Raw genomic sequence first — 24,915 nt, forward strand, 5'->3', positions numbered from 1 at the left:
TCCGCTCGATGGTCTCAACGATGACCCTTGACGAGAAGGTGCGCCTCCTTTCCGGAGACGGGATGTTCATCCTCGCCGCGGACGAGCGCCTCGGCCTCGAAGCGATCGTCCTGTCGGACGGCCCGACGGGTGTTCGTGGCGAGATCGTCGTCGGGGGCAGGCAGGCGTGCCTGCTCCCCAACGCAAGCTCGATCGCGCAGAGCTGGAATCGGGAAATCCTGGAGGAGGTCGGCGGCATCCTCGCCGAGGAAGCACTGCTGCAGCGGATTCACGTCGTCCTCGGCCCGACGATCAACTTGCACCGCTCCCCCCTCGGCGGACGCCTCTTCGAGGCGTTCAGTGAGGACCCGCTCCTGACCGGCCACCTCGCGTCGGCCTACATCCGCGGCCTGCAGCGCCACGGCGTCGGGGCGAGCGTGAAGCACTTCCTCGCCAATGAATCGGAGACGGAACGCACGACCGTCGACTCCGTCATCGACGAGGCAACCCTCCGCGAGGTGTACCTCGCTCCCTTCGAGATCGCCGTTCAGGATGCCCAGCCATGGACACTCATGGCCGCCTACAACCGGGTGAACGGTGTGCCCTCCACGGAGCAGCAGGAGCTGCTGGCCGACATTCTGAAGGACGAGTGGGGCTACGACGGTGTGGTCATGTCCGACTGGTACGCGACCTCGCGGACCGCAGAGAGCGTGACCGCGGGCCTCGACCTCGTGATGCCGGGGCCGAGCACACCCTGGGCGGATTCCCTGGTCACCGAGGTGCGCGCCGGCAACGTTCCCGAATCCGTCGTCGACGACCATGTTGCGCGCATCCTCCGTCTCGGAGACCGGGTGGGCGCGCTCGGCGAGCAGCGCAGCTGGCCCGCGCACCTCCCCTCCCCGGACGCGCCCGAGCGGCGGGAACAGCTCCGCCGGATCGCCGCATCGGGAATGGTGATCCTGAAGAACAACGATCACATCCTCCCTCTGTCCAGTGACGCTGCGGAGACGCTGTTCGTGACTGGCCGTCACGCCCATGACACGGTCGCTCAAGGCGGCGGGTCCGCTCAGGTGCGTCCTCCGCACGTCGTGTCCATTGAGGCCGGGCTCCGAACCATGTTCGGGTCGCAGCGGGTAACGGTCCTCGACGGCGTGGAGACGCGCGCTACGCTCCCTGCCATTGACGGGAGGTTGATCAGCGATCCTGTCACCGGAGCCCAGGGCATGCGGATCCGTGTCTTCGACGATGCCGGGGCCGTGCTCCACGACCGAGTGGTCGATGTCGCAGAGGTCGAGGACAACAAGACCGGGTGGCTCGAGCACGCTGCGGCCATCGAGCTCAGCGCAAGACTGAACGTGCCGTCCGGCGACTACCAGATCGGGGTGCGAGGACCAGGCGTCTGGGAGGTCCACGCGCCAGGCCACCGGGAGGAGTTCGAGATCCCGTTCCACCCGGGCCCGGGAGGCGGCTTCTTCCGACCCCGCAGTCACTCGTCGGCCATCCGGTTGGAGACCGGCTCGATCGTCACCGCCACCGTGCAGCGAGCAGGCATGGCGAGGATCCTCGGGCTCGTCCTGAGCGATGCCGCTCGTCCGGCTGCCCAAGCGATCGCCGCGGCCGCGGCAGGCGCTCAGCGCGCCGATGTGGCGATCGTCGTCGTCGGCCTGACCCCGGACGAAGAGACAGAGGGACAGGACAAGCGCACCTTGGCGCTCCCCGGCCACCAGGATGCGCTGGTGACCGCGGTGGCTGCAGCGGCCCACCGAACGATCGTCGTCGTCAACGCTGCGACTCCGGTGCTCATGCCATGGATCAATGACGTCGACGCCGTCCTCGTCGCCGGACTTCCCGGACAGGAGGCGGGCGACGCTGTCGCGGCCGCGATCTCGGGCCTGGTCCCGCCGGAAGGCCGACTCGTGACGACGTACCCGGCGGCGAACGGCCAGGGTCCTGCCTGGAGCACCACGCCGCAGCACGGCCGTCTCGAATACCGGGAAGGTGCGTTCGTCGGGTACCGCGGGTGGTTGAGGACGGAGGACGAACCGGCTTTCTGGTTCGGAGCCGGCCTGGGATATACCGAATGGGCCTATGGCTCGATCGAGGTGTCGAGCGCCGGCCCGGCCGGAGTCCAGGAGGTGTCGGTCTCTGTCACGAATGTCGGCGAACACGTCGGCCGCGAGACCGTCCAGGTGTATCTCGAACCCGCTTCGGCCGAGCTCCCCACACGTCTGATCGGTTGGTCCTCGGTCGAGCTGGTCCCCGGTGAGAGTGCATCCGTGTCGGTCGAGTGCGACGTGCGCTTCCAGCGCCGGTGGCAACCGTCGCACCAGGCATGGACGCCACTCGTGGACGGCCGGCTCATCGTCGCCCGGGGTCTCGGAGACGTTCGCGCTAGTCTTCCAATCGGACCCGCCGCAGCAGGCGGTTCACTGAACATGTCGAGAACCAGCGTCACAGCAGAGGTGTGAATCCATGTCGTTTCCCGCGAACTACCTGATCGAAGCCCAGACCGACAAGCTCAAGCGCGACGGTGATCTGACCCGGATCACAGCGCTCCAGGCGGCGGCCGCTCAGATCTCGGAAGTCGGATTCCACAAGACGACCATTTCAAACGTCGCGGCACGGGCGGGCATCTCCCAGTCCGGACTGTTGCACCACTTCCCCTCCAAATCGGCACTCCTGGCAGCGGTCCTCGACCAGCGAGAACAGGACGACAGCGACTTCCTCTTCGGCGAGGGTGTCACACCCATGGGCTGGGCAGCGTTCGACTCGCTCGTCGCGCTCACCGCTCGGAACGCCACGCGACCTGAGTGGGTGAGGCTGTTCGTCCTCGTCGCCGCCGAGGGCACAGCGCCGAGCCATCCCGCGCACGATTGGGTGACCAGGCACTATCGCAGCATGCGGTCCTGGCTCACCGACGCCATCCGTGACGGTGTCGCGAACGGCGAGATCAGTGAAGCGGCGCCCATCGACGCCCTCGCTGCGGGAACCATTGCTTTGCTCGACGGCGTGCAACAGCAATGGGTGCTCGACCCGCAGTCGGTGCCACTCGTGCAGACCGTCCGCGTGCACGTCGAGGGGCTCAAACGCCTCTGGACCCCGGGCAGCTAGGACACCGTTCGCCTGCACGGGAGCCGCATGGCTTCAGAACAGACCGAGCGCTCGGCCTGCCTCCAAGACTCGATCCATAACTCAGAGGACCCCGCATGATCTTCGGCTTGATCGCCTTTGGCCTCCTCGTTGGAGGTCTGACCGGGATACTCGGCGCCGGCGGCGGCATCATCGCCGTCCCCGCGCTGGTCTACATCGTCGGGATCCCCCTGGAGACGGCTATCTCGACATCACTCCTGATGGGCGCGGTCGGACCGATCGCCGCCCTGATCCCACGTATCCGGACTGCCGTCGACTGGCGCATGGTCGGCGCCGTGGCCATCGCGGGAATCCCGATGGCGTTCATTGGAACCGCGGTCGGTTCCCTGCTTCCCGAGCAGGTGATCTTGGTGGTGTTCGCGGCGCTCATGTTCGCGTCGGCCGTCCAGATGCTCCGACGCCGACCCACCGAAGCCGTCGACGACTCCCGGCCGCCGCTCTGGATGCTCCGTGGCTTCGCGGTCGGAGTACTAGTCGGATTCCTGACCGGCCTGCTCGGTGTCGGAGGAGGCTTCATCACGGTGCCGGCCCTCGTGCTCGCGCTGCGCCTCCCCATCAAGAAAGCCATCGGAACGTCACTCGCAATCGCCGTCCTGAACTCCGTCGCGGGGATCGTGGCACACGTCGGGATCACCCGCCCGGACTGGGGGGTCGCCCTGGCCTTCGGACTACCCGCGATCGCCGCATCCTTCGTCACGGCGCGATTTGCCCACCGGATCAGTGGTCGAGTACTGCAGATGGGGTTCGCGGTCCTCTTGTTCGTCGTCGCAGGCCTGACGATCCTCCAAGTCCTGACGCGATAGAACCGCATCGGTAGTCGCCCCGGGGCGACCCGTCCGGCCCCGGGGCACCAGGTCAGACGCCGAGCGCGCGGAGCCACGAGTTCGAGCGCCGCGAGCACTCCTGGCACGTAAGAGCACTCCGGACGCGCACGCCCTCCACACCGCTCGGCGGCCGACCTGGATGCCGCAGCCCACCCATGACGCCGCCTCAGGCGCCGACCGGGAGGGCGAAGCGATCGGCGACGAGTTCCACCGTCCTGGTCTGGATTTCACGGGAGTGGCCGCCAGTAACAAGCATGATCTCGTCGGCGGACGTCTGCTCGTGCAGGCGTTCCAGCGCCAGTCCGACCTCGGAACCGGTTCCGTGCAGGGTGTTCGTCATGTACATGTCGAGCACTTGACGCTCATCGAGTGTGGCCGGATACGCTGCGACCTCGTCCGGGGAGAGCAGAGCGTAGGGCTTGCGCTGGAACATCCGCAGCATTGCCATCGCCGTCGAACTCGTCTGTCGACGCGCCTCTTCCGGATCATCGTGAGCCGCAACCGAGACACTGACCATGACGCGTGGTTCGGCTAGCGCCGGAGAGGGCCGGAAGGCGTCACGGTAGATCCGCAGGGCGCTGGTGACATCAGCCCGACCGAACTGCAGGGCGAACGCGTAGGGGCGCCCGAGCCGGGCAGCCAGATGAGCGGAATACGTGGAGGACCCCAAAGTCCAGAGTTCAGGCAGCCCCTCGGTGTGCGGAACCCTGTTCTGTTCAGCCTGCCAAGGCCCTGGCACGGCATGCACAGCCCGGTACGGGTGCCCCTCCGGGAAATCATCCTCGAGGAAGCCGACGAGTTCCCCGATTTGCTCCGGAAAGCGGTCGTCATGATCGTGCCGTCGGCGCAGCGCGGCAGCCGTTGCTTGATCGGTACCGGGAGCGCGCCCCACGCCGAGATCGATACGACCGGGCGCGAGCGCACTCAGCATGCCGAACTGCTCCGCGATCAGGAGAGGCGAGTGATTGGGGAGCATGATTCCACCGGCTCCTAGCCGGATGCGTTGCGTCTCGCCCGTCAGCCGAGCAAGCATCATCTGGGGAGAGGAGGTGGAGGCGCCAGGCATCGCGTGATGCTCCGACATCCAGTAGCGCTGAAAACCGCGTCGATCAGCCAGCTGCGCCAGGGCGATCACCTCACGGTACGCCTCACTGGCCGAGGTACCGATACCGGTCAGCGCGTTGTCCAACACGGACAGGCCGAACGGTGCGGTTCCAGAAGAGCTAGCAGCAGTCATCATTTGATCTCACTTCTCATGGCAAAAAACCGTGAATAACGTGATCATGAGCCTAACATGTTCTCACGGCATCACTTCTTTGCTACCGTGAGAACATGACGAGGATCACCCTTCCGCCTGCCCCGGGCGAATCTGAGCACCTCAGCCTCGTTCTTGCGAACAGCAGGGTGATGCTCCCCGGCGGTCGCCGAGTCGATGGGCTCGAGAGTCCTGATACAGCCACCGCCTGGCTCATCGAACATGGCCTTGTGCCCTCGGACACCACGCTCCTCCCGTACTGCCAGAACCAGCTAGCTGGATTTCGAGAGGCGCTCCGCGACCTGTTCCGAGCACAGGTGGAAGGGCAGGCTCCTCCAGCTGTCGCGCTAGAACACCTGAACTCGGGGTTGATTGCAGCACCGGCGGTCCCGATCCTCAAGTATGCGCCGAACACGGGCTTCTCCCGCGTGGCGGAGCACCCGACGACGTTGCTGGTTGAGCACGCAATCGCCCAGCTCGCGGAGGATGCAGCGGCGATGTTGAGCGACCAGCAAGTGTCGCGGTTGGCGCAATGCGCCGCAGCGCCATGCGACCGGTTCCTCCTCCGCACGCACGCTCGGCGCCATTGGTGCTCGACCCGGTGCGGCGACAGGGTTCGCGCAGCGCGCGCCTACGAGCGTCGGCAGCGCGCAACCGCGCCGGCGTGAACGGATCGACGCCGCGACTGCGAGCGCGCCATGGCTCGAGAGCGTGGACTAGCCGCGTTGACGACGCCCCTCCCAATCGTCGAAGTTTCGAATCCAACCTGCGGTGCGCGCCACGTGTTCGAGCTCGCCTGCTCGGATGACGTCGCGTGGCGCGTCCATGCAGACCACCGCGATGCCACCGAGATGGCAACCGCCTGGTCTGCCGGAAGCCGACAGTCCGCAATGCGCGGTCGACTCCGGCCTTGGATTGTGCCCGGTCAGCAACACCTTGCCGATTCGAGGCCGAGGTTGCTCGAATAGGAGGTCGACGAAACGCCACTCATCATGGCCTGGGTGCAGATGCCATCTCTGCGCGTCATCCGCAGCGACCAGATCGATGCCTCCAATCCCGAGGGCACCCATGGCCGCGTTCGGCACACGAGCTTCAGCAGGGGCTTCAGCGCCCACCTCACCGTCGATAGTGACGGCCTCGCGATCGACTACCCCACCCTCGCCCGCCGCATCTAGTACGGACTGGGGCCGTTCTGCAGAGCTACGGTGAGGGCTGCACAACGATCTCAATGTCAACATCAGCGTCGGTGAGCTCGGCCTCGGAGGTGCCGTCGAGGCCATCCGGGTCGAGTCCGGAGCAACGCGCCTCGATGTTGTAGGTGCCGGGGGGGGGACGCTGGGTCCAAGAAATCGACCTGTGCGATCGGTCGTGATGCCGATCTCAGTCGCGGACCATCCCCACTTCGTCGGAATGATCACACAGCCAGACATTCGATGGTCGAACCGACGTACTTCGTCGGGGTAGTGCTGCCGAGCATGCCGAAGTAGCCGTAGGTCGATCCGGCGGTGCAGCTGAGCTTCAGCATCGCTCGGTCTGCGTTCGAATTGCCACTGGTAATCCAGTCGCTGCCGACCCATTTCTTCTGCGCTGAGCATCGGACACCGCCGGACGGGATGCCTTGGTTATACGCGGGATAGACGTCCACGAATGGGGCCCACCAATTCCACTTGTTTTGTACACGCAGTGGGCTGCCATCACCAGGAACCTGGCCCCGACCAGGGCGCCGGTGCACTGGTCCACCGGCAGCCAGATGGTGTTCGTCGGTTCCAGGTAGGCGATCCGGCGTTACTGAGCCGTGGCGACATGGACCTGCACCCGGTCGTCTGCATCGATCGGGGATCGGTTGCCGGCGTCCGGATTGTTCTCGGTCTCGTCTTCGAGGCCCTTCGGCACCGCGAAGTCGTAGTCGACGCCTTCGAATCCCAAGTCAGCGAGATCTCCCGCACCCTCACTGGATGAACTCTCGATGACATCACCGATACCCCTGAGTGTTGCCGGGTCGAATTTGACGACTTCGCCCGTGTCGCTGATAGCGGTGGCCGCGGTGCGCTCGAGATCCTGGGAGGCGGGCACTTCCTCGGCGGATGTCGACGTTGCGGCACTCGTTGCCACCAAGATCACGACAGCCAATGCCGCAAGCGGATATCGAATACGGCCACCTAACTAACGTCGCACCGGCAACGCTTTGCCGCTATCGGGCAGGGGACGGGTTCACCCCCGCCGTGTGGGGGGTATGTGTGCCATTGCCGTCCTTCGAACCGTTGCGCACCCTAGTGTGGAAAAACGGAGGAGCAGTGTGCTGAAGGTCGCGATTATCGATGACGAAGCGCTGTTTCGCGCGGGCTTCGAGCTCATCCTCAATGCCTCGCCGGACATTCAAGTCGTAGCATCCGCCGACGGTATGTCCGCTCTCGCGGAGATCGCTCGCTCCACGCCCGACGTCGTGCTTCTCGACATCAGAATGCCCGGTCGCAGCGGCCTCGATGTCCTCCGCGATCTACAAGACTGGCCGCGTCCTCCCGCGACCGCGGTGCTGACGACCTTTGACACTGACGAGTACGTTGCAACGGCACTGCATCTGGGAGCTGCGGGATTCTTAGTGAAGGATACCGATCCGGAACAGTTACCCGCGCTCATTCGGTCGCTGGCAGCAGGCGGCATCGTCCTCTCGCCTGAAGTCTCCCGATCCCTGTTGGTAGCCACACGGTCCACCACGGAGTGGGATAACCGTGTCGATGCTCTCTCTCCACGAGAACGGGAAGTTCTTGCGCTCCTGCACACGGGCGCCTCCAACGCGGCAATCGGCGAAGCCATGCACCTCAGCAGCGCCACCATCAAGGATCATGTCAGTGGCATCCTCACCAAACTTGGCGTCACGACCAGGCTCCAGGCGGCACTCATCGCCGAGCGCCACTCGCCCCTCTGATGCGACACCCGAAGAAGCTCGCGATCGTCGTCGACCTGGCGCTCCTGACGGCAGCGTTCGTGGAGGGACTGACAACATTCGAGTGGGCATCACCGGTCGAGTCGTGGATCGCGGTCGCTGCAGCAGCCGGACTGCTTGTCAGACGCCGATGGCCTTGGGTTTCATTACTCCTCGCATCGCCCGCTTTTGCGCTCGGTCTGGGAGCCTTTGCCGGCCTCATCGCCTTGTATTCCGTTGCTTGCCGCGAACGACGATCATGGGCGCTGACACTCGCTGGCCTCATCGTCTTCACCGTAACGTCGGCGCCATGGCGAGGACTGCCTCCACCGCAGTACGCCATCATCGTCCTTGCCTATGCGCTCCTCTACGCGGGAGGGCCGATCGCACTCGGTCTCCTCACGCGCACACGAGTTGAACTGACCGCCAGACTCGCCGACCTGAACGCCTCACGCGAGATCGAACAACGGCGGCTGACCACGGAGATCCTTCGCGAAGAACGTGTGCACATTGCGCGCGAGATGCACGACGTCGTCTCCCACCAAGTGAGCCTCATCGCAGTCCAAGCCGGCGCGCTACAAGTCAGCACACCCGACGAAGCCACCCGGCACGCGCTGAAAAACATCAGACTGCTCGCTGTCCGAACCCTCGACGAGCTCCGCGCCATGGTCAGCTTGCTCCGAGCCGAGGACTCCTCACAGCCCGTAACACCCCAACCCACCACCGCGGACCTGTACGATCTCATCGCGAACAGCGGGACGCCAGTAGAGATGGTGATGGACCTGCAAGACGACCTCCCACAACCGATTCAACGAGCCGTCTACCGCACCATCCAGGAAGGTCTCACAAACGTCCGCAAACACGCCCCGGGCGCCATTGCACACATCCGCGCAGACGCCACCAAAAACGTGGTTTCAGTAAGCATTCAAAACCAACTCACGCTTCCCGTTCATACCGATGCAAGCCTTCCTGGAGGGCACGGGCTCATGGGTCTTCAAGAACGAGCTGAGCTTCTGGGAGGCACACTGGCGGTGGTTACGGACACCGAAACGTTCACACTCGCCCTCCGTTTGCCCCGCTGATTCAAGGACGGCGACAGCGGCCACAACTGCCTGATATTGACCTGTTCTCAGTGGCACGCATGGAGCTACTGGCGGTTCTGGGCCCCTGGATCGAAATTTCTACGAGCCCGCTGGCGGCGCATGTACTGCACCAAGAACGTGATTCCGACCATGACCGCCACTGCGACCGCCGCGTACATGATGAGGATGCCGATCGCGACTTCGTTACCAAACATGCTTCGAGGGCACCTTCCGTGATGTGATCGAAACAGTCCACGGGACCGACCGGGCAAGATCCGAGCCGGGCCCGTGCGCTGATGGAATCAGTAGGCAGACACTGACGTTCCTGTGACGCGGATGCCGATTGAGCCATATGCATCGGTCAAGGCCCTCGCGTCGGCACTAGCCGCGGAGACTCCGACCAATGAGGACCCGACCACAACTGCCGCGAATGTGACTGTCGCGACTTTGCCTGCAATGAACTTCTGCACAGAACCCCCGGAGTGGCCCGTCAGTAAGCCATCCGCGCGCATCGTCGCCAGGAGCTCGTTGCCGTCGGTGTCGGCGTCGGCGAGCAGCAGAAGGTCGGCGTCCAACACGGTTCGGGCGGTAACGGCAGCTGCTACCAGCATTGCCCTGAATTCGCGTCTCGCTTCTGTTTCCGGGGCGGTACAGCAGTCGCGGATCGCATTGACACCCGCCAGTTAGGGGGCCAGATGCAACCGACCGGCGGATGCGGGGCTGTCCCATGTGCGCCACTGTGGCCGAGGAGGACGTTGTTCTCTCCGATGGCAGCGCTCGCAAAGATCTGAATATCTTCAGCCAGGTTGTTGAACAACGACGGCATGGGGGCATCCGAGCAACGCGGGCGGCGATCGGAGTACCGCATTGGAACAGAACGAACACGGGGGATCAATTGAAGAAACGCACGGCATACATTTTGTCCACAACGCTACTCATCGCGCTGTCGACTGCAGGGTCAGGAGTCGCGCATGCTGATGAGTCCGCATCGGCGGTACTGGACGCTCTTGCGGACGTCACGAGCTCGACAGAATCGACAGTGCTCGAGTCAACCGATGTTCTCGAGAACGTCGCAGCAGTGGAGACCGTTAACTCAGATCCTCTTGCCATCGACGCGGTGGTGAATGACACCTCCGTACAGATTCCTGCGCGTGCTGATCAAGGTATCTCACTGTCTGTCGAATCGCTCGGGATCGATATCGGGGTGGGTCTGCCATTCGCAGACGTAGCGGCTCCAGCCGTCGCCGAAACCAGCGGTGTCGTCTCCTACGACAACGGCAATGGGTCCTCGACCGTTCCAGTGGTCAAGGAGGACGGCTCGGTCCAGATCACGACGGTCATCGAGAGCGCCAATGCGCCTACCGCGTACTCCTACGCGATCAAACTCCCGGAAGGCGGATATCTGGAGGAGCTCGAAGCAGGGATGGTCATCATCCGAGACGCCGCTGGACAATACCGCGGCGGCATCCTCCCAGCTTGGGCCAAGGACGCGAACGGCCAGGACGTCCCGACGAGCTACAGCATTGACGGGTCGACGCTCACGCAGACCGTCGATCACACGGCCTCGACAGCCTTCCCGGTGGTTGCGGACCCCGCAGTCAGCGGCAAACTGCTAGCGGGCTACTGGAAGAACCGGCCCGGCGGCTACGCCTACAAGAATGGCAGCCAGTGGTCTACGCATCTGTCGCCTCAGGGTGCTGCGGTCTACACTCAGGGCGTCATTGGAATCGAAATCATCAAAAACCAGGGTTGGGCTGAGTGGCGGAGCTTCCCGACCACGCCTGAATCCGCAACTATCGAACAGCAGTACAAGTGCCACGCCCAGTTTGGGTACGCCATTTGGAAGGCTGGCATCTGGTGGGACTTCGAGACCGCGCGCGGCTCAAATCCCAACTGGCTGCCAGGCATTCTCCAGCACCAGTGCAACTGGGCATAGAAGCGTGTGCTGAGCGGGGGTCCCCCCAAGGACCCCCGCTCGATCCGCTCGAAAGGACACAACGTGACGAATAAATTGTCGCTCACAGCAGGGACGGTCCTGCTCGTGCTCGCCATGTGTGGCTGCTCCAACTTGTTCGACAGCCGCCGATCAATGGATATCTCGGAAGTGCTCGGCCCCGATGTGTACCTCGCCGAGTCGAAGCAGGACCTCGCTGACTCAACGAAGCCGGTTTGCGATGGGGTGGATCACTGCGTCCAGGCGGTCGAGTCAAAGCGGGTGCGAATCGTGCGCTTTGACGAGCAGTCGGCAGCGGCCGAGTACGTGAGCGCCAGTGGTGGAGACGCGTATCAGTCGGACTGGTTCGCTATTGTCTTCCTCGCGCCCGAATCCACCTCAAAGACCGAGCGATCCTACGTGACGAGCGCAGTCGACGGCACCTGGTCAGATTCGCCCGACTGAACGTCGCCAGAGCAACTTGGCTGTCCTGCCCTGCACAGAAGGTACTTAGTTCCTCAGAGAGAGTTGAGGCTGTCAGACCACAACGCACCTCGTTACTGGCTCGCCTGCCCAGCGAGCTGAAGCGGTTCGTTGGATCAGCGCGTTCAGTATCGACAGGCATCAGCAGTACGTCGCCTTATCGACCTCCTGCAACGTGGCGTGCCGATCGAACAATCGCTACGGCGTCGCCATCGTGAAAACAGCGGATTACGATGAGCCGGCTGCAGTTGCGCGAGTGCCAGCGCATCGCGTCTTGCGCCGATGATCAAGGCCGATCCAGCGGAGAGCTTGGACGAACACCACCCGACCACCGACCAGAACCTGATGAGATGCCGCCGCGGGAGGGCGCTCATCCTGCCCCCCCCCCCCCCGCCCCCCAGACCGCAGGAGATTGCCCGATGCGGCGTCCAGGGCGACAGAATGGATCCATGGAAACGTTCGTGGCTCTATATGGCGCGGCGCTGGCAACGATTCTTGCGATCGCACAAGGGATCAGCTTCCTCCGACGAAGAGCTCGGATCGGCGTCACCACCGGGTTGCGCTACGAGGGTATGGAGGAGAGCGAGCGTGACACATCTCATGGAACACCAGTACTCACGCGCCGCGGTCGCGATGTCGAGTTGCAGGAGGTCCTTGTCCAAATGACCATCAGAAACGAGGGCGGGGTGCCAGTTCAGGTGGTCGCAGTCGTCATCGAGTCTCTCACGCCTTCCGGCGACCTGACCATAAGCCAATTTTCTCCGGAACCGCTCCCCCACGTCCTCGAGCCGGGCACGCGCATCGAGATAATGATGCAAAAAGAACCGCTCGACATGCTCGACAACGTCACGTTCTTCGGAGTCTCGGACGCTCTCGGACGTCGTTATGCATCGAACTCAGACGACGTCCGGGACGTCGTTCTGCAGAGCTGGAACTTGCCCACCAGGGTGGCTAAGTTTGTCCGTCGGGATGACATATCAGCTCCACCGGTACTCGCCTACCAAAGTCGGGAGGAGAGCGCGCTCGTAGAAACTACACGAGTCAGAAAGGGGGTTCGCCCCCTGGTGCACCGCGCGCCCCTGTTGGACGCGCCTCCACCATCAGCCCAGCATTGAGGCGATCACATCGCCGAGGGTCAACCTGCCCGGCCGTCACGTTCATGCCGAAATAGGCAGGAATGCAGGCTGGTCTATGACGGTGCCCGTCACAAGCGCTCGTTTACCTCACCTCGCGAGGCGAGCCACATCGTGTGTTCACGGCTGATCGCTTCCTCAGCGTCTGCCACCGCCTCGGGCCAGTTCTCCTCCGATGTTCGACCCAAGGCACCGACCTGCTCACCAAGCTCAATCGCCGTTAGAGCGTAAGCGGCTCGAAGCGTGGAGTGCTGCTTGAAACTGAGCCAGGCCGCCCCCGCGCCAATCATCGCTGCGAGAACACCCCCAGCATCGATTTCCCAGCCGGCGAATGCAACGCATCCAGCCAGGATAACTGCCACGACCTCAGCGGCGATGAGAAGCGTCCGCCATACTCGGGCGTATTTCTCATTCTCGTCAGCTTTCTTCACGTACCAATCGCGCTGCTTGCCGGTTCGCTCGGCCAAGTAAACTCGTTTTCGATCGACAAATGGGAGAGCGCGTAAAGCAAGCATCTCAGCGGTCGGAGCACTAGCATCTCCGGCAGGAGTTGCAACAGATGCCGAGATCTGCCTAGCGACGTCAGATATGCGGGAGCGAAATAGATCAACCACGTCGTCGTGAGCGAGGTGAATGAAGAATGGGTCAGCGCCAACCGCAAAACGCCAGGACAAGGTCTTGAATGACTCCGCACCGGCGCGCGCCTGATACCAACGCTTCTCCGGGGCACTCTTCGCAAGATACAACTCGGCCATGAGCGCTACAGCGAACGCAAGAAACGCCGCTAGTGCACACCAGTCCATCGAACCAATGATCACGGTGGTCGCTCCAGCTAGCGCAGCCACCACTGCGGAAACTAGTCGTGCACGAACCGCGAACACAGCACTACGCTGCCCCTTAGCCGACGACTTATCGGAAGCAACAAAAAACTTCACAAGAGCATTGTCTGGCAACATATCAGTCATTCCGGATCCTCAGTGCTCTAACCTTGTGTGCGAGAACCGTACCACCACGATCTAGCGCTTTGACACCAGACGTTTTAATACGGGAGGGGCTTCACGGTCGAACGCGCGTCTTTGAGGCAATCGCTGACCCTCGCTTAGCGAACGCCTTCTCGATGTACACTTCCGGCGTTTCGACAAAGTCAGCCCAACGAACCAGGACACAGTAACGGTCATCTTCGGAGTGCGAGCACTTCGAATTTGGAATGTAGTAGTTGTATCCAAACTCCCGGACTACACGGCTGTCGTCAACTCTGACAACGTTGTGCACGCCTCCACATTGCTGACAAGTGTACGTGCCACCATAAATCGAATCATCCATAGAGGGCAAAACAACCCCCAGGATGCCGCTTTTACCGCTAAGCGACGAGGTGGCCAGCGACGCCTGGAGCTCACGCTTGATGAAACGCTGCTCGACTTCCCCCAGGACCTCAGCGCTATGCGTTCCGATCAAAAAAATGGTCACTGTCGAGTCATGTAAATACTGCTCGCGAATAACCCGCATGATGTAGTCATCATCGCTTGAAGCTATTGGCTCGTTGAGCGACTTGTCAACATAATCCAACCCGGGCATCGCTTGAATGGCCTGTTTGAACTCTATATCTTCTGTCTTGAACGAGATGTATACCTTGCGGCCCATAGGTCCCCCTGGTCTTGGTATCTCCCACTGTAGAGACTCTCGACGGGCGGCGTTGACACCCATTGCGGGGTATAGTGCGCTCCTGAGCAGAACCACGACCGCTGAGCTGTTTCGACCGCTTCGGGGTGAATCGTTCCTCGACGCCATGCCTGCCAACACTTCTTTCCGTACGACGGTGTAGCGGCGGGCAAGAGTCACAGCACCAAAACCGTCAGGCCCAGCACCCACGCTAAGCGGGTCCCGTCACGACGTTCTGAAGAATCTGGACGCGACCTCCTCCTCAACGACCAGGTCGCGGACGGAGCCGCACGCCCTCCGCGATCAGCACCCGATGGACCGCACCAAAACTCGAGCCAAGCCGGTCAGCGACAGGCTTGATCGCCAGGCCAGATGTGTAGAGATCAACCGCCTCGGTCCGCTGCTTCGGCGTGAGCGGTTGCCGGCGCATCTGCACCCCCTGCGCGTGAAGCAGACTGAGCATGCTCGGTTTCGAGATGCCATAGTCCAGGCACAGTTGCGGAGTTCCCCGCCCCAGCGCGGTACTTCGACACGATCTCGGAGCCGAGCTCATCGTTGAGCCGTCGACGCACCAGCCAGGACTTCCCGGCTGCCGCCATATCCACTTGTTCCGGTGCTTCGCGGGCCAGATCTGCCAGCTTTTGCAGCTGCTCCAGGGCAGTTGACCCCTGTAGGACTTATTCGAGTACGAGTCACCATGGCCCTGCCTACCCCGACGTCGGACGCTCTCGTTTTGGTGCTGAGGGATGAATGATGGTCGACTGGCTTCTGTGAACGACACCCATCGCGGATCCGGCCGCCCTGTCCTGACGGCTCCTCGATCCCGGGGATGGCGGATGCTCGCCCTCGCGGTCGCGGGGGCGATCGCCTGCGGTGCCGCACCGGCCGCCGGATCGGCACTGGCGGTGGAACCGGCCGAGGCGACGCCTCAGAGTGCGGCGGCGTCCTTGACCTCGCAGGACACGAACGCGTGGCTCGACGGGATGCTGCCCGCCGCCCTCGAACGCGAGGGGATCGCCGGTGCCGTGGTGTCGGTGGTGAGCGGCGGTGAGATCCTGGCTGAGCGCGGCTACGGCGTGTCGAAGGCCGCCACCGGGACGGCCGAGCCCACGACGGTCGACGTCGACCGGACGCTGTTCAGGATCGGCTCCGTGTCGAAGCTGATCACGGCGACCGCGGTCATGCAGCAGGTCGAAGCGGGTGCCGTCGATCTGGACGAACCCGTCCAGTCCTACCTCGACTTCACCCTGCCGGTGACGTTCGACACCCCCGTCACCCTCCGTCACCTCCTGACGCACACCGCCGGCTTCGAGGACCAGCTGGGCGGCCTCATCGCCTCGGCGCCCGCCGTGCCGAAGCCCCTCCGCGACACGGTGTCCATCGATCCACCCGTGCAGCTGTTCGAGCCGGGCACCACGCCGTCCTACTCCAACTACTCCAACGGGCTCGCCGCCTACGTGGTCGAACGCGTCACCGGACGACCGTTCGAGGAGTACGCCACCGAGCACATCCTCGAGGCAGCCGACATGGACGGCGCGACGTACGAACAGCCGCTTTCACCCGAACGGCAGCAGGACATGTCGGCCGGGTACCGGTTCGCCGGATCACCGGAGGTGCCCTTCGAAGTGGTTAGTCCGTCGCCGGCGGGTGCCGTCACCGGAACCGCCGGAGACCTGGCGAACTTCATGAACGCACAGCTCGGTCACCCCGCCGCCGACGGGCGCACCCTCCTCGCCCCTGAGACGCTCGACGAGATGCATGCCCCGGCGCTCGGCGAGGAACAGTTGGGGAACCTGGCGAACGGTCCACAGATGACCCTCGGTTTCTTCGAGCGGGACCGCAACGGACACCGCGTCCTCAGCCACGCCGGCGACCTGACCGCCTTCCACGCTCAGCTCGAGATTTACCCCGACGACGACGCCGGGATCTTCATCTCCCTCAACAGCACCGGTGTCAACGGTGACTCGACGACGGCGATCCGCGATGCGATCACGACCGGGTTCGCCGATCGGTACTTCCCCGAGGATCGCCCGACCTCCGGGGCCGTCGAGACGGCGGCGGACCACGGCGCCGCACTGGCCGGTACGTATCAGCTGTCGCGACGTGGCGAGTCGACGTTCGTGCGCCTGTTCTACATCCTCTCGAGCGTGGAGGTCACCGCCGAGCAGGACGGGGTGGTCATGATCTCCGCGATCACCGACAGCGCCGGGACGCCGCTCCGCTTCACCGAGGTCGAGCCGTGGGTCTGGCAGGAGATCGGCGGTCAGCGCCGGGTCGCCGTTGCGACGGACGGGGACGTCGTCACGGCAGTCGGGTTCGATCCGGCGTTCACGATGCAGCCCATGCCGACCGAGCGCGCGCTGGTCCCGACCGTCGCCGCCCTGTCGCTGATCATCCTCGTCCTCGCCCTGATCGCGTGGCCGCTCGGAGCCCTGCGTCGCGCGGGCCGCGATCAGCCCATATCCTCCGATCGACGTGGACGCGTGCTCACCTGGTGGACGCGGGGATCGATCCTCGCTCTGATCGCCGCGGCACCGTTCTGGGCCGTCGTCGCGCAGGCGCTCATCTCTGACGGACCGGCGCCGTCGGCGATCGTCATCCGGATCGCGCAGATCCTGACCGTCTTCGCGGTGCTCGGGTGTGTTCCGAGCGCTTGGCGGGCGATCCGGGCGGCGCGCGGCGTCGGGTCGCTCGAGGACCGTCGTCACCGTCGGACGTCGACGCTGCTCCGCGTGATCGGCGCGACGCTCGTCTCGCTCGCCTTCATTGGCCTCGGCTTCGTCGCGATCGTCGGAGGGCTCCTCCTCCCCGACCTCAGCTACTGACCACGGCACTCACCAACGAGGTTGGCCTGCCACTCGATGATCCTGAACCATCGGACGTCTGGACAACCGCCGCTGGTCACCGCTCCGTCCCAGTGATGTGAGGCTTCGTCGACAGCTGAATGAAACCCGTTGCGCGACGGTTGGGAGCGAGTCACCCGGAACGACCGTGCGCGGGGTCGACTGGAGCCTGCGCTCGCTCGACGGGCCAGGGTCTCTTGAACCTCTACGAAACGGCGCTCGGGACACCGGCCTGATCTCTCGTTCATCCGAATGCGTCAGCCGAGATGGATGGACCCTCGAAGCACTCGGGGTCCATCAGGGTGTCGTGGGTCTCCTGTCCGTCACAGCACTCCCGGCGAACCTGGGGCTGTGCCATGAAGGACCTGGAGATCCCCCGGCATCACCCTCGCTCTCAGATTGTTGGGATCGACTCAGCCATACGATCGTCTAGCTCAGACGATCGTCTAAGCAAGCCGTATGAGATCAGGAGCATCCGCTCCTGGCCATCCGACGATTCATTGCATATCGAACGGAGCCTCATGAGCACCACGCCAATCCACTGGGCCGGCGGCACCCCAACCGAAGCGGTCGAGCTTCTGTCGGGAGCAGGCGGTATCGCGGTCGTCCCAACGAAAGTCGGGTACATCATCATGACGAGCGATCGTCGAGGGCTCGACCGCAAGTTCGACGCCAAGGAGCGCCACCGGAACAAGCCGGGCGTCGTCCTGGTGAGCTCACTCGACATGCTTCGCGAACTCGCCCAGCTCACCCCGGAGATCGACTCCCTCTACGAGCGGTGCTGGAACGAGGACGTGCTGCTCGGCTGCATTCTCCCGTGGAGCGACGCCGGGAAGAAGGCCATTCCGTCCGATGGGTCCCACCAGCTCATGATGGACGCCCGCGGCACGTCCTGCTTCGTCATCAAGTTCGGTGTTCCCGCCGAGAACGTGGCCCGCCAACTCTACGAAGACCACGGCAAGATCGCATTCGCCAGCTCCGCGAACCCGTCTGGCCAAGGGAACCGCGGGCTCGTCGAAGGAATCGGTGATCGCATCACGGAAGCTGCCGACGTGATCATCGAAGCCGACGACTACGTCGCCTCGATCCAACCGGACACGAGCGTGGACACTCGCTATGAGCAAGGCGTCATGGTGTCCATGGTCGACCCGTCGGGCGCCCTTGTACCCGAACAGAACGGCCAGCGATCGATCGCTCCCTGCCCGACGCTCATTCGCAAAGGACTCGCCGTCGACCGCATCATGATGCTTCTGGCCGACAGCTTCACCAGCTGGGACTATCGCCAAGGCGAGTACTACTAGGCCTGGAACAACGCGGGCCCTTCCGCTCCAGACGACTTACCCATGCGCAGCACATCCGACCATCCTGAGGAGTTCCATGCGACGCTGCAGCCTGCGATCACGAACCGCCGGGATCACCCCGTTCCGGTGGATGGCATGACCGAACCTCAGGTGCCCTCGGGGCCGAGGCTGTCTCGGGAGGACGCCTCCAGCCGGATCACGGCCTACGTCTACGGCAACATCGTGATCCTCGCCACGATCGCACCCCTCACGGCGGTGAACGCCGAGAACGGCGGCAGCTTCTGGTACGTGCTCGCTACGGCGTTCACCACCTTCCTGGCGCACACGTTCGCCGAATCGATCGGGCGACGCGCCAGGAGCGACGAGCGGTTGACGCCTGCGATCATCCGCGCTGAGCTGCGCGACTCCCTCCCGGTGCTGACGTCGGCCTTCTTCCCGGCGGCGGTGTTGGGCCTGGCCTGGGTGAGCAACGTCTCCGGCTTCGTGGCGGAGGTCACCGCCCTGGCTTACCTGATCGTGCGGCTTGCGCTGATCGGCCCGGTCGTCGCTCGGATCCGGCAGGAGCGCCCGTCGTTCCGCACCTTCGCTGCCGGGATCCTGCTCGCCATGGTGGGTGCCGCGGTGGCGCTCGTCAAGGTCGTTCTCGGGTCCTGACCATCGGCTCCCCGATCACGAGCAAGGTTGGATGCCTCGGTATCGCATGTGGTCATGGACCGGCATCGCCGAAAGGGGGTCGCTGTGAGCCTCGGTGACCATCTGAGACGAACGCCGCGGCGCCCCCAGGGCATATACTGACCCGTTCGGACTGAGAACGCACCTCGGCGGGTCAGTGTCCTGACTCTGCGGCACTCGCGCTGCAGTCAGCGCTCGGATCGGCGCGGACGGAGGCAGCGGGCCCAGTCCGCTTTGTGATCCGCCCGGCCAGGAATCGGAACTGCTGCCGGCGATGCCGTCGGTGCATGAGGTTCCGGCAACCTGCCGGAACCGCTGGCGCGCAGCCGCGCGAAGGGCCGGGCGGAACGGCATTCGGTCGAGCAGTCGACTCGATTTAGGCAGCTTCCCCGGAGAAATCGTCTTCGGAGTGGAAGTGGCGTCTGAACGCTCACTAGCTGACGCAATCCGCTGAAGTCCGCCGCTTCGTTCGCTAGGCAGCAAGAGCAGCCAAAGGGCATCCACTCGGCAGCCCAATGACTGATCGGATCATGATGCCAATCGACAAGCTCTTGCTCACCGCCGAAGAAGCAGCGGAATCGCTCGGAGTGGGACGATCCACCGTCTACGACCTCATGAGGTTGGGTCACCTTTCCAGCGTCAAGATCGGTCGCGCCAGACGCATCCCCGTCGCAGCGCTGCACCGCTTTGCCCAGCACCTCGCAGGTGAAGACCAGGCGTGAGTCAGCGGGCAAACGGCGAGGGGTCGATCTACAAGCGCACCGATGGGAGATGGACAGGTGCCACCTATGTGTTGGCGCCGGACGGATCACAGAAGCGCCGACAGGTCTACGGTCGCACCAAGGCAGAGGTCGCGGCCAAGGTCCGTGACCTCATCACGCAGACAGACAGCGGTGTGCCGACGGCAGTGTCGGGCTGGACGATGCAGACGTACGCGGCGCACTGGATGCAGCACGTCGCTCCGACCGCGCTCCGCCCGACGACACGCGCCAACTACGAATGGATCCTTGGGAAGCACATACTGCCCGCGCTCGGGACAAAGAAGCTCGAGCAGATCACGCCAGCGCACGTGCGCGAGATGCACACCGCCATCGCCCGCACCGGCGTATCAGCGCACACCGTGCGACTCGCCCACGCAGTGCTGAGAAGCATCCTCGCCGAGGCAGCCAGAGAACAACACATTGCTCGGAACGTCGCCTCGCTTGTCCGAGCACCGAAACTCGATGACTCAGAGGTTGAGCCCTGGACTGCCGAGGATGCCTCGACCTTCCTCGAGTCCAGTCGTGAGTCGCAGTTCGCCGAGATCTATACCCTGGCGCTCACCCTCGGTCTGAGGCGAGGCGAGCTCTTGGGCCTGCGCTGGATTGACATCAACGCCGAACGAACAGAGCTCCGGGTTCGTCAGACGGCACATCGCGCCGGCGTCGGCCAGGGCATGAGCATCGGCCCCACCAAGACCAAGCGCTCCCGACGAACACTCCCCCTGCCCGAACGTGCCGCCGATGCACTGAGACGGCGGCACGCGATCCAAGACGGCGACCGCCGAGCCGCAGGACCAGCGTGGGACGACACGGGGCTGGTCTTCACGACGAAGATCGGCACACCGATCGAGCCCAGCAACCTGCGTCGAACCTTCGACAAGGACATCGCGGCCGCGGGCGTCCGCCGCATCCGTTTTCACGACATGCGCCACACCTGCGCATCCCTGCTCCTCTCGCAGGGCGTGCAGATGCGAGTCGTCATGGAGATCCTTGGACACTCGAACATGGCGATCACCTCCGACATCTACTCGCATGTTGCCCCGGCGACACTGAAGAGCGCTTCTGCGGCGATGAACTCCGCGCTCACCGACCGAGGCCCGAGCCTCGACTGACCACTGTCGTGCGCCGCGGTTCGTCGGCGTCCGTGGGCGTTGCTGTCAGCCGTTGCTGTCAGCGTTGCTGTCAATCGGGCCCAAAACCACACCTGCCCGCCAGAATTGCGAGGCGATCGTGGATAGATCGAGGCAAGAAAAAAGCCGCTGACCTGGGTTTTCCAGGACAACGGCCGGGTGATGCTAGTGGAGCCGCCCAAGGGAATCGAACCCTTGACCTTCTCATTACGAGTGAGATGCTCTGCCGACTGAGCTAGGGCGGCGCGTGCGATGGTCGCCCGGCGCACGAGTATCCATGTTAGCGCAGCTTTTGGACCGTCGTGTACAGCTCGGCGAAAGAACGACGGATCCGCTCGGCGAGCGACCCGGGGGTCGGCGCATCGGCCCAGCAGCGCCAGGCATGACGCAGGCCTGCGAACCCCACCATCGTCACCATCCAGCAGCGGTCGAACAGCGCCTCGGCGTCCTCCGCGAGCGTCGGGTCGTCGTTCAGCACCCGACGCTCGACGACCTTGTAGAGGCCCTCCTCGAAGCCGCGCATGCTCGCGATCCGCGCACCCAGGAGGTGCGGGTGGTCGCGCAGTACGTCCTTGCGGAGATGGTGGATCTCGACGTCCTCGTCGGCGTCACCGACGGTCCTGGCCAGAAGCTCCCCCAGATCGGTGAGCACGTCGGTGGCGGGGCCGGCGGTGAGGAAGGCGTGCAGGGCGTCGCCGTCGGGGATCAGCGGGATGTCGCCGATCAGCGCCTCCTCCTTCGTCCCGAAGTAGTTGAAGAAGGTCCGCGGCGAGACCTCCGCCCGACGGCTCACCTCCTCGACGGTCACGTTCTCGAGCCCCTGCTCACTCGCGAGCGTCAGCACCGCGTGCTGGATCGCCCGACGCGTCGCGAGCCGCTTCCGCTCGCGGAGCCCGAGTTCAGCCGGCGCCGTCATGGTCATCAGGATCCCGCCGTCAACTGCACATCGGGTCCTTCGACGGCACCGTGCCGTCGATGAGGTACTGGTCGACCGCCTGGTTCACGCAGTCGCTGCCCTTGTTGTAGCCGGTGTGGCCCTCACCCTTGTAGGTGATCAGCTGACCCTTGTCGAGCTGCTCCGCGAGGTTCTGCGCCCAGACGTACGGCGTGGCCGGATCGTTCGTCGTCCCGACGACGAGGATCGGCGCTGCACCCTTCGCGTGGATCTCCCCACGCTCGGTCCGCGTCTGGTACGGCCAGTTGGCGCAGAACGTGTCGCCGTAGGCCATGTACTCGCCGATCACGGGAGCCGCCTCCTCCAGCTGCTTCGCCTCGTCAGCCATCTTCGTCGTGTCGTCGTCGTAGCTGTAGTCGAGGCAGTTGATCGCGTTGAATGCCTCGGTCTGGTTGTCGGCGTACTTGCCGGACTCGTTGCGACCGTTGTAGCCGTCGGCGAACTGGAACGCGATGTCGGTCCCGCCCTGCATGACCTCGGCGAACATCTTGCTGAGGTACGGCCACGCATCGGCCTGGTACAGCGGGTAGATGATCGCCGTCAGCAGGGTGTTGCCGCCCAGCTCACGGCCGTCGTCGCCGGGGATCGGGTTCGCGTCGACCTCGTCGAGGAGCGTCTTGATCTCGGTCATCGCGCTGTCCACCGAACCACTGAACGGGCAGTCCTTGCCCGTCATGCAGTCCTCGAGGTAGGCACGCAGAGCACTCTCGAAGCCCTTGGCCTGCTCCTTGACGACCTCGAAGTTCGACGTCGACGGGTCGATCGCACCGTCGAGCACGAGGCGCCCGACGTTCTTCGGGAAGAGCTCCGCGTACGTCGCGCCGAGGAACGTGCCGTACGAGTAGCCGAGGTAGTAGAGCTGCTTGTCGCCGACGGCAGCGCGCAGCATGTCGAGGTCCTTCGCAGCGCTCTGCGTGTCGACGAACTCGAGCATCTTGCCCGTCTCCTCCGCACACGCGTCGCCGAAGTCCTTGGCGGCCTTCTCGTTCGCGGCGATCCACTCGTCGGAGCCGCGCTTGCCCGGCGTCACGTCGTACAGGTACGCGTCCATCTCCGAGTCGGTCAGGCAGGTCACCGGCGTCGACTTGCCGACACCGCGGGGGTCGAAGCCGACGACGTCGAAGTTCTCCTGGAGGTCCTTGTCGACCGCGAAGTCGAGGCTGTCGGCGACGAGACTGTAACCGGAACCGCCCGGGCCGCCGGGGTTCATGAAGAGCGAACCGATCGGCTTGCCGTTCGTCGCCTGGTGACGCACGAGCGCCAGGGAGAGTTCGCCGTCCGACGGGTTGTCCCAGTCGATGGGCGCCTTCGCCGTGGCGCACTCGAAGCCGTCGGCACAGCCGCTGGTCTTCCAGTCGAGCTTCTGCTCGTAGAAGGGCTTCAGCTCGGCGGCGACGTCGCTCGTCGCGGGCGACGAGGACGACGTCGTCGGCTCGGCGGCCTTCGGCGGCAGGAAGGCCGTCACGCACCCGCTCAGGGTGAGCGCCGCGACCGCGAGACCGGCCACCAGGGCGACCCGCGCCGTACGGCGCGCACCGGGACCCCTGCGACGGGGCGCACCGGTCGATCCCGTCGAGTCCGACGGCTGCTGCCTGGGCGAAGTCACAGAGGCTCCCTACCGGACCGCCGACACGAGCATGGCCTCCAAGGCCAGCGCCGGGGCGACGTTCCCTTCGATTCGTGTGCGGGCGACGGAGATCGCCTCCAAGGTTTCGATCGTAACCGCAGGCGTCGTCCGGCGAGCGGCTTCCTCGAGTTCCGGACGCAATTCACGGTTGATGATCGTGGCGTCGTGCCCCAGTTGCAGGAGCACGATGTCGCGGTACAGCGAGAGCAGGTCGACCATGATGCGGTCGAGCCCGTCACGCAGGCTGCGGGTGGCGCGCCGCTTCTGGTCCTCCTCCATCGCCCGGACCTGCGAGCGGAGGGCCGGCGGGACCGACTGACCGGGCTCGACGCCGAGTGAGCGCAGCGTGCTCTCCCGCTCGGCCTCGTCGCGGAGCGAGGTGTACGCCTTCGCGTCGTCGCCCGCCAGCTCCAGGAGGCGGCCAGCGGTGACGACAGCCTGCCCCGCGCTCCTGATGTCGAGCACGGCACGGAGCGTGGACTCACGGCGCTGCCGAGCGCCGGGGTCGGTCGCGAGACGGTGGGCCATGCCGACGTGGCTCTGCGCCTCGCGAGCGGCGCGTTCGGCGAGTTCGGGCGCCACGCCGTCGCGCCGTTCCAGCAGCTCGGCGACGTCGTCGATGGTGGGGACGCCGAGGCGGACCGAGCGGACGCGCGACCGGATGGTGGGCAACAGGTCGGCCTCGCTCGGTGCGCACAGCACCCAGATCGTGCTGCTCGGCGGTTCCTCGAGCGACTTCAGCAGCAGGTTGGAGGTGCGCTCGGTCATGCGGTCGGCGTCCTCGACGACCATGACGCGGAAGCGACCGACGGACGGCGCGCGGTAGGCGTTCCGGACGAGGTCGCGGACCTCGTCGATCGTGATGATGACGCGATCGGTGCTCAGCGCGGAGAGGTCGGGGTGGGTTCGTGCCTCCACCTGACGACGGGTGACGTCGTCGCCCCCGGGCTCGCGGCTGAGCAGCGCGGCGGCGAACGCGTAGGCGAGGGTCGACCGGCCGGAACCGGGCGGCCCGGTGATGAGCCAGGCGTGGGTGAGGCCCTTGGGCGTGACCGGGTCCGACGCCGACTGGAGGAGCTCGATCGCGTCGCGTTGACCCGTCAAGTCGGTCCAGGAAGCCATGCCTCTACGATACCGGGCGGTACCGACCTGAGCCGGCGGGGTGCCCTTCGACAGGCTCAGGGACCGGGAGGATGTGGGCTCAG

25 protein-coding genes and 1 tRNA gene are annotated in these 24,915 nt (G+C 64.6%); 15 read left to right on the forward strand and 11 right to left on the reverse strand.

What is annotated here, in order from left to right:
- Window positions 1–20: 20 nt before the first annotated feature.
- The 3 genes from IFU30_RS14055 to IFU30_RS14065 all read left to right on the forward strand — a co-directional run bounded on the left by IFU30_RS14055 (window position 21) and on the right by IFU30_RS14065 (window position 3,932).
- A complete protein-coding gene (locus IFU30_RS14055; RefSeq protein ID WP_240044064.1) occupies window positions 21–2,447 on the forward strand; it encodes a glycoside hydrolase family 3 protein in 2,427 nt (808 codons plus the stop codon).
- A 4-nt stretch (window positions 2,448–2,451) separates the two neighbouring features.
- Entirely contained in the window at window positions 2,452–3,090 is a 639-nt protein-coding gene (locus IFU30_RS14060) for a TetR/AcrR family transcriptional regulator (protein ID WP_137243683.1), read from the forward strand.
- Between the two features lie 95 nt (window positions 3,091–3,185).
- A complete protein-coding gene (locus tag IFU30_RS14065; RefSeq protein ID WP_137243684.1) occupies window positions 3,186–3,932 on the forward strand; it encodes a sulfite exporter TauE/SafE family protein in 747 nt (248 codons plus the stop codon).
- A 187-nt stretch (window positions 3,933–4,119) separates the two neighbouring features.
- On the opposite strand, the gene IFU30_RS14070 is transcribed toward IFU30_RS14065, so the two are convergent.
- Complete coding sequence (locus tag IFU30_RS14070; RefSeq protein ID WP_240044065.1) at window positions 4,120–5,193, reverse strand: LLM class flavin-dependent oxidoreductase; 1,074 nt, start codon at window positions 5,191–5,193, stop codon at window positions 4,120–4,122.
- 92 nt (window positions 5,194–5,285) lie between these two features.
- On the opposite strand from IFU30_RS14070, the gene IFU30_RS14075 reads away from it, so the two are divergent.
- Entirely contained in the window at window positions 5,286–5,876 is a 591-nt protein-coding gene (locus IFU30_RS14075) for a CGNR zinc finger domain-containing protein (RefSeq protein WP_137243685.1), read from the forward strand.
- A gap of 324 nt (window positions 5,877–6,200) precedes the next feature.
- A complete protein-coding gene (locus IFU30_RS14080) occupies window positions 6,201–6,383 on the forward strand; it encodes a putative glycolipid-binding domain-containing protein (RefSeq protein WP_137243686.1) in 183 nt (60 codons plus the stop codon).
- Window positions 6,384–6,993: 610 nt separating this feature from the next.
- On the opposite strand, the gene IFU30_RS14085 is transcribed toward IFU30_RS14080, so the two are convergent.
- Window positions 6,994–7,338, reverse strand: coding sequence for a hypothetical protein (locus IFU30_RS14085; protein WP_137243688.1), 345 nt, complete (start codon window positions 7,336–7,338; stop codon window positions 6,994–6,996).
- A 166-nt stretch (window positions 7,339–7,504) separates the two neighbouring features.
- On the opposite strand from IFU30_RS14085, the gene IFU30_RS14090 reads away from it, so the two are divergent.
- Both IFU30_RS14090 and IFU30_RS14095 read left to right on the forward strand, forming a co-directional pair.
- Window positions 7,505–8,134: a response regulator gene (locus IFU30_RS14090; RefSeq protein ID WP_205125870.1), complete on the forward strand. Its 630-nt coding sequence runs from the start codon at window positions 7,505–7,507 to the stop codon at window positions 8,132–8,134.
- Window positions 8,134–9,213 carry a sensor histidine kinase gene (locus tag IFU30_RS14095; RefSeq protein ID WP_137243690.1) on the forward strand — a complete coding sequence of 360 codons (1,080 nt, stop codon included), beginning with the start codon at window positions 8,134–8,136 and terminating at the stop codon, window positions 9,211–9,213. The genes IFU30_RS14090 and IFU30_RS14095 overlap by 1 nt, the downstream gene beginning before the upstream one ends.
- Before the next feature lie 65 nt (window positions 9,214–9,278).
- On the opposite strand, the gene IFU30_RS14100 is transcribed toward IFU30_RS14095, so the two are convergent.
- Window positions 9,279–9,428: a hypothetical protein gene (locus IFU30_RS14100; RefSeq protein ID WP_161578648.1), complete on the reverse strand. Its 150-nt coding sequence runs from the start codon at window positions 9,426–9,428 to the stop codon at window positions 9,279–9,281.
- Window positions 9,429–9,515: 87 nt separating this feature from the next.
- Window positions 9,516–9,824: a hypothetical protein gene (locus IFU30_RS14105; RefSeq protein ID WP_137243691.1), complete on the reverse strand. Its 309-nt coding sequence runs from the start codon at window positions 9,822–9,824 to the stop codon at window positions 9,516–9,518.
- A gap of 128 nt (window positions 9,825–9,952) precedes the next feature.
- Between IFU30_RS14105 and IFU30_RS14110 the strand changes: the two genes are divergently transcribed.
- The 3 genes from IFU30_RS14110 (at window position 9,953) to IFU30_RS14120 (ending at window position 12,744) form a co-directional block, all read left to right on the forward strand.
- Window positions 9,953–11,149 (forward strand): hypothetical protein, encoded by a 1,197-nt coding sequence (locus tag IFU30_RS14110; protein WP_137243692.1) that lies wholly within the window; start codon window positions 9,953–9,955, stop codon window positions 11,147–11,149.
- A 63-nt stretch (window positions 11,150–11,212) separates the two neighbouring features.
- Window positions 11,213–11,611 (forward strand): hypothetical protein, encoded by a 399-nt coding sequence (locus IFU30_RS14115; RefSeq protein ID WP_191941606.1) that lies wholly within the window; start codon window positions 11,213–11,215, stop codon window positions 11,609–11,611.
- Between the two features lie 467 nt (window positions 11,612–12,078).
- Window positions 12,079–12,744: a hypothetical protein gene (locus IFU30_RS14120; RefSeq protein ID WP_137243694.1), complete on the forward strand. Its 666-nt coding sequence runs from the start codon at window positions 12,079–12,081 to the stop codon at window positions 12,742–12,744.
- An 89-nt stretch (window positions 12,745–12,833) separates the two neighbouring features.
- Here IFU30_RS14120 and IFU30_RS14125 read toward each other — a convergent pair whose 3' ends face one another.
- The 3 genes from IFU30_RS14125 to IFU30_RS21055 form a co-directional block, all read right to left on the reverse strand.
- Window positions 12,834–13,727 carry a DUF4231 domain-containing protein gene (locus tag IFU30_RS14125; protein WP_137243695.1) on the reverse strand — a complete coding sequence of 298 codons (894 nt, stop codon included), beginning with the start codon at window positions 13,725–13,727 and terminating at the stop codon, window positions 12,834–12,836.
- A 91-nt stretch (window positions 13,728–13,818) separates the two neighbouring features.
- A complete protein-coding gene (locus IFU30_RS14130; protein ID WP_137243696.1) occupies window positions 13,819–14,403 on the reverse strand; it encodes a TIR domain-containing protein in 585 nt (194 codons plus the stop codon).
- Between the two features lie 280 nt (window positions 14,404–14,683).
- Window positions 14,684–14,974, reverse strand: coding sequence for a helix-turn-helix domain-containing protein (locus IFU30_RS21055; protein ID WP_428844509.1), 291 nt, complete (start codon window positions 14,972–14,974; stop codon window positions 14,684–14,686).
- 283 nt (window positions 14,975–15,257) lie between these two features.
- Between IFU30_RS21055 and IFU30_RS14135 the strand changes: the two genes are divergently transcribed.
- From IFU30_RS14135 to IFU30_RS14155, 5 genes are all read left to right on the forward strand, one after another.
- Complete coding sequence (locus tag IFU30_RS14135) at window positions 15,258–17,246, forward strand: serine hydrolase domain-containing protein (RefSeq protein ID WP_161578649.1); 1,989 nt, start codon at window positions 15,258–15,260, stop codon at window positions 17,244–17,246.
- Window positions 17,247–17,620: 374 nt separating this feature from the next.
- Window positions 17,621–18,565 carry an L-threonylcarbamoyladenylate synthase gene (locus tag IFU30_RS14140; protein ID WP_240044066.1) on the forward strand — a complete coding sequence of 315 codons (945 nt, stop codon included), beginning with the start codon at window positions 17,621–17,623 and terminating at the stop codon, window positions 18,563–18,565.
- 135 nt (window positions 18,566–18,700) lie between these two features.
- Complete coding sequence (locus tag IFU30_RS14145; protein ID WP_124769876.1) at window positions 18,701–19,219, forward strand: hypothetical protein; 519 nt, start codon at window positions 18,701–18,703, stop codon at window positions 19,217–19,219.
- A gap of 533 nt (window positions 19,220–19,752) precedes the next feature.
- Window positions 19,753–19,959, forward strand: a complete 207-nt coding sequence (locus tag IFU30_RS14150) for a helix-turn-helix domain-containing protein (RefSeq protein WP_197977590.1) — start codon at window positions 19,753–19,755, stop codon at window positions 19,957–19,959.
- Window positions 19,960–20,030: 71 nt separating this feature from the next.
- Entirely contained in the window at window positions 20,031–21,110 is a 1,080-nt protein-coding gene (locus tag IFU30_RS14155) for a site-specific integrase (RefSeq protein WP_124769878.1), read from the forward strand.
- A 187-nt stretch (window positions 21,111–21,297) separates the two neighbouring features.
- On the opposite strand, the gene IFU30_RS14160 is transcribed toward IFU30_RS14155, so the two are convergent.
- From IFU30_RS14160 to IFU30_RS14175, 4 genes are all read right to left on the reverse strand, one after another.
- Window positions 21,298–21,373 (reverse strand) — tRNA-Thr (locus IFU30_RS14160).
- Between the two features lie 35 nt (window positions 21,374–21,408).
- Window positions 21,409–22,044, reverse strand: a complete 636-nt coding sequence (locus IFU30_RS14165; protein ID WP_175117477.1) for a TetR/AcrR family transcriptional regulator — start codon at window positions 22,042–22,044, stop codon at window positions 21,409–21,411.
- A 19-nt stretch (window positions 22,045–22,063) separates the two neighbouring features.
- A complete protein-coding gene (locus tag IFU30_RS14170; RefSeq protein ID WP_192005579.1) occupies window positions 22,064–23,689 on the reverse strand; it encodes an alpha/beta fold hydrolase in 1,626 nt (541 codons plus the stop codon).
- A gap of 9 nt (window positions 23,690–23,698) precedes the next feature.
- Window positions 23,699–24,832, reverse strand: coding sequence for a DNA polymerase III subunit delta' (locus tag IFU30_RS14175; RefSeq protein ID WP_137243700.1), 1,134 nt, complete (start codon window positions 24,830–24,832; stop codon window positions 23,699–23,701).
- Window positions 24,833–24,915: the final 83 nt, after the last annotated feature.

This window comes from Plantibacter sp. CFBP 8798 (assembly GCF_014841195.1).
GTDB lineage: Bacteria > Actinomycetota > Actinomycetes > Actinomycetales > Microbacteriaceae > Plantibacter > Plantibacter auratus.

Coding starts and splice junctions, on each gene's coding strand:
- IFU30_RS21055 (WP_428844509.1), bottom strand. CDS start 14,974: ATGAGCTCGGCTCCGAGATCGTGTCGAAGTACCGCGCTGGGGCGGGGA.
- IFU30_RS14135 (WP_161578649.1), top strand. CDS start 15,258: ATGCTCGCCCTCGCGGTCGCGGGGGCGATCGCCTGCGGTGCCGCACCG.
- IFU30_RS14070 (WP_240044065.1), bottom strand. CDS start 5,193: ATGATGACTGCTGCTAGCTCTTCTGGAACCGCACCGTTCGGCCTGTCC.
- IFU30_RS14165 (WP_175117477.1), bottom strand. CDS start 22,044: ATGACGGCGCCGGCTGAACTCGGGCTCCGCGAGCGGAAGCGGCTCGCG.
- IFU30_RS14150 (WP_197977590.1), top strand. CDS start 19,753: ATGACTGATCGGATCATGATGCCAATCGACAAGCTCTTGCTCACCGCC.
- IFU30_RS14075 (WP_137243685.1), top strand. CDS start 5,286: ATGACGAGGATCACCCTTCCGCCTGCCCCGGGCGAATCTGAGCACCTC.
- IFU30_RS14130 (WP_137243696.1), bottom strand. CDS start 14,403: ATGGGCCGCAAGGTATACATCTCGTTCAAGACAGAAGATATAGAGTTC.
- IFU30_RS14055 (WP_240044064.1), top strand. CDS start 21: ATGACCCTTGACGAGAAGGTGCGCCTCCTTTCCGGAGACGGGATGTTC.
- IFU30_RS14095 (WP_137243690.1), top strand. CDS start 8,134: ATGCGACACCCGAAGAAGCTCGCGATCGTCGTCGACCTGGCGCTCCTG.
- IFU30_RS14105 (WP_137243691.1), bottom strand. CDS start 9,824: ATGCTGGTAGCAGCTGCCGTTACCGCCCGAACCGTGTTGGACGCCGAC.
- IFU30_RS14080 (WP_137243686.1), top strand. CDS start 6,201: ATGGCCTGGGTGCAGATGCCATCTCTGCGCGTCATCCGCAGCGACCAG.
- IFU30_RS14175 (WP_137243700.1), bottom strand. CDS start 24,832: ATGGCTTCCTGGACCGACTTGACGGGTCAACGCGACGCGATCGAGCTC.
- IFU30_RS14065 (WP_137243684.1), top strand. CDS start 3,186: ATGATCTTCGGCTTGATCGCCTTTGGCCTCCTCGTTGGAGGTCTGACC.
- IFU30_RS14120 (WP_137243694.1), top strand. CDS start 12,079: ATGGAAACGTTCGTGGCTCTATATGGCGCGGCGCTGGCAACGATTCTT.
- IFU30_RS14140 (WP_240044066.1), top strand. CDS start 17,621: ATGAAGGACCTGGAGATCCCCCGGCATCACCCTCGCTCTCAGATTGTT.
- IFU30_RS14145 (WP_124769876.1), top strand. CDS start 18,701: ATGACCGAACCTCAGGTGCCCTCGGGGCCGAGGCTGTCTCGGGAGGAC.
- IFU30_RS14060 (WP_137243683.1), top strand. CDS start 2,452: ATGTCGTTTCCCGCGAACTACCTGATCGAAGCCCAGACCGACAAGCTC.
- IFU30_RS14125 (WP_137243695.1), bottom strand. CDS start 13,727: ATGACTGATATGTTGCCAGACAATGCTCTTGTGAAGTTTTTTGTTGCT.
- IFU30_RS14100 (WP_161578648.1), bottom strand. CDS start 9,428: ATGTTTGGTAACGAAGTCGCGATCGGCATCCTCATCATGTACGCGGCG.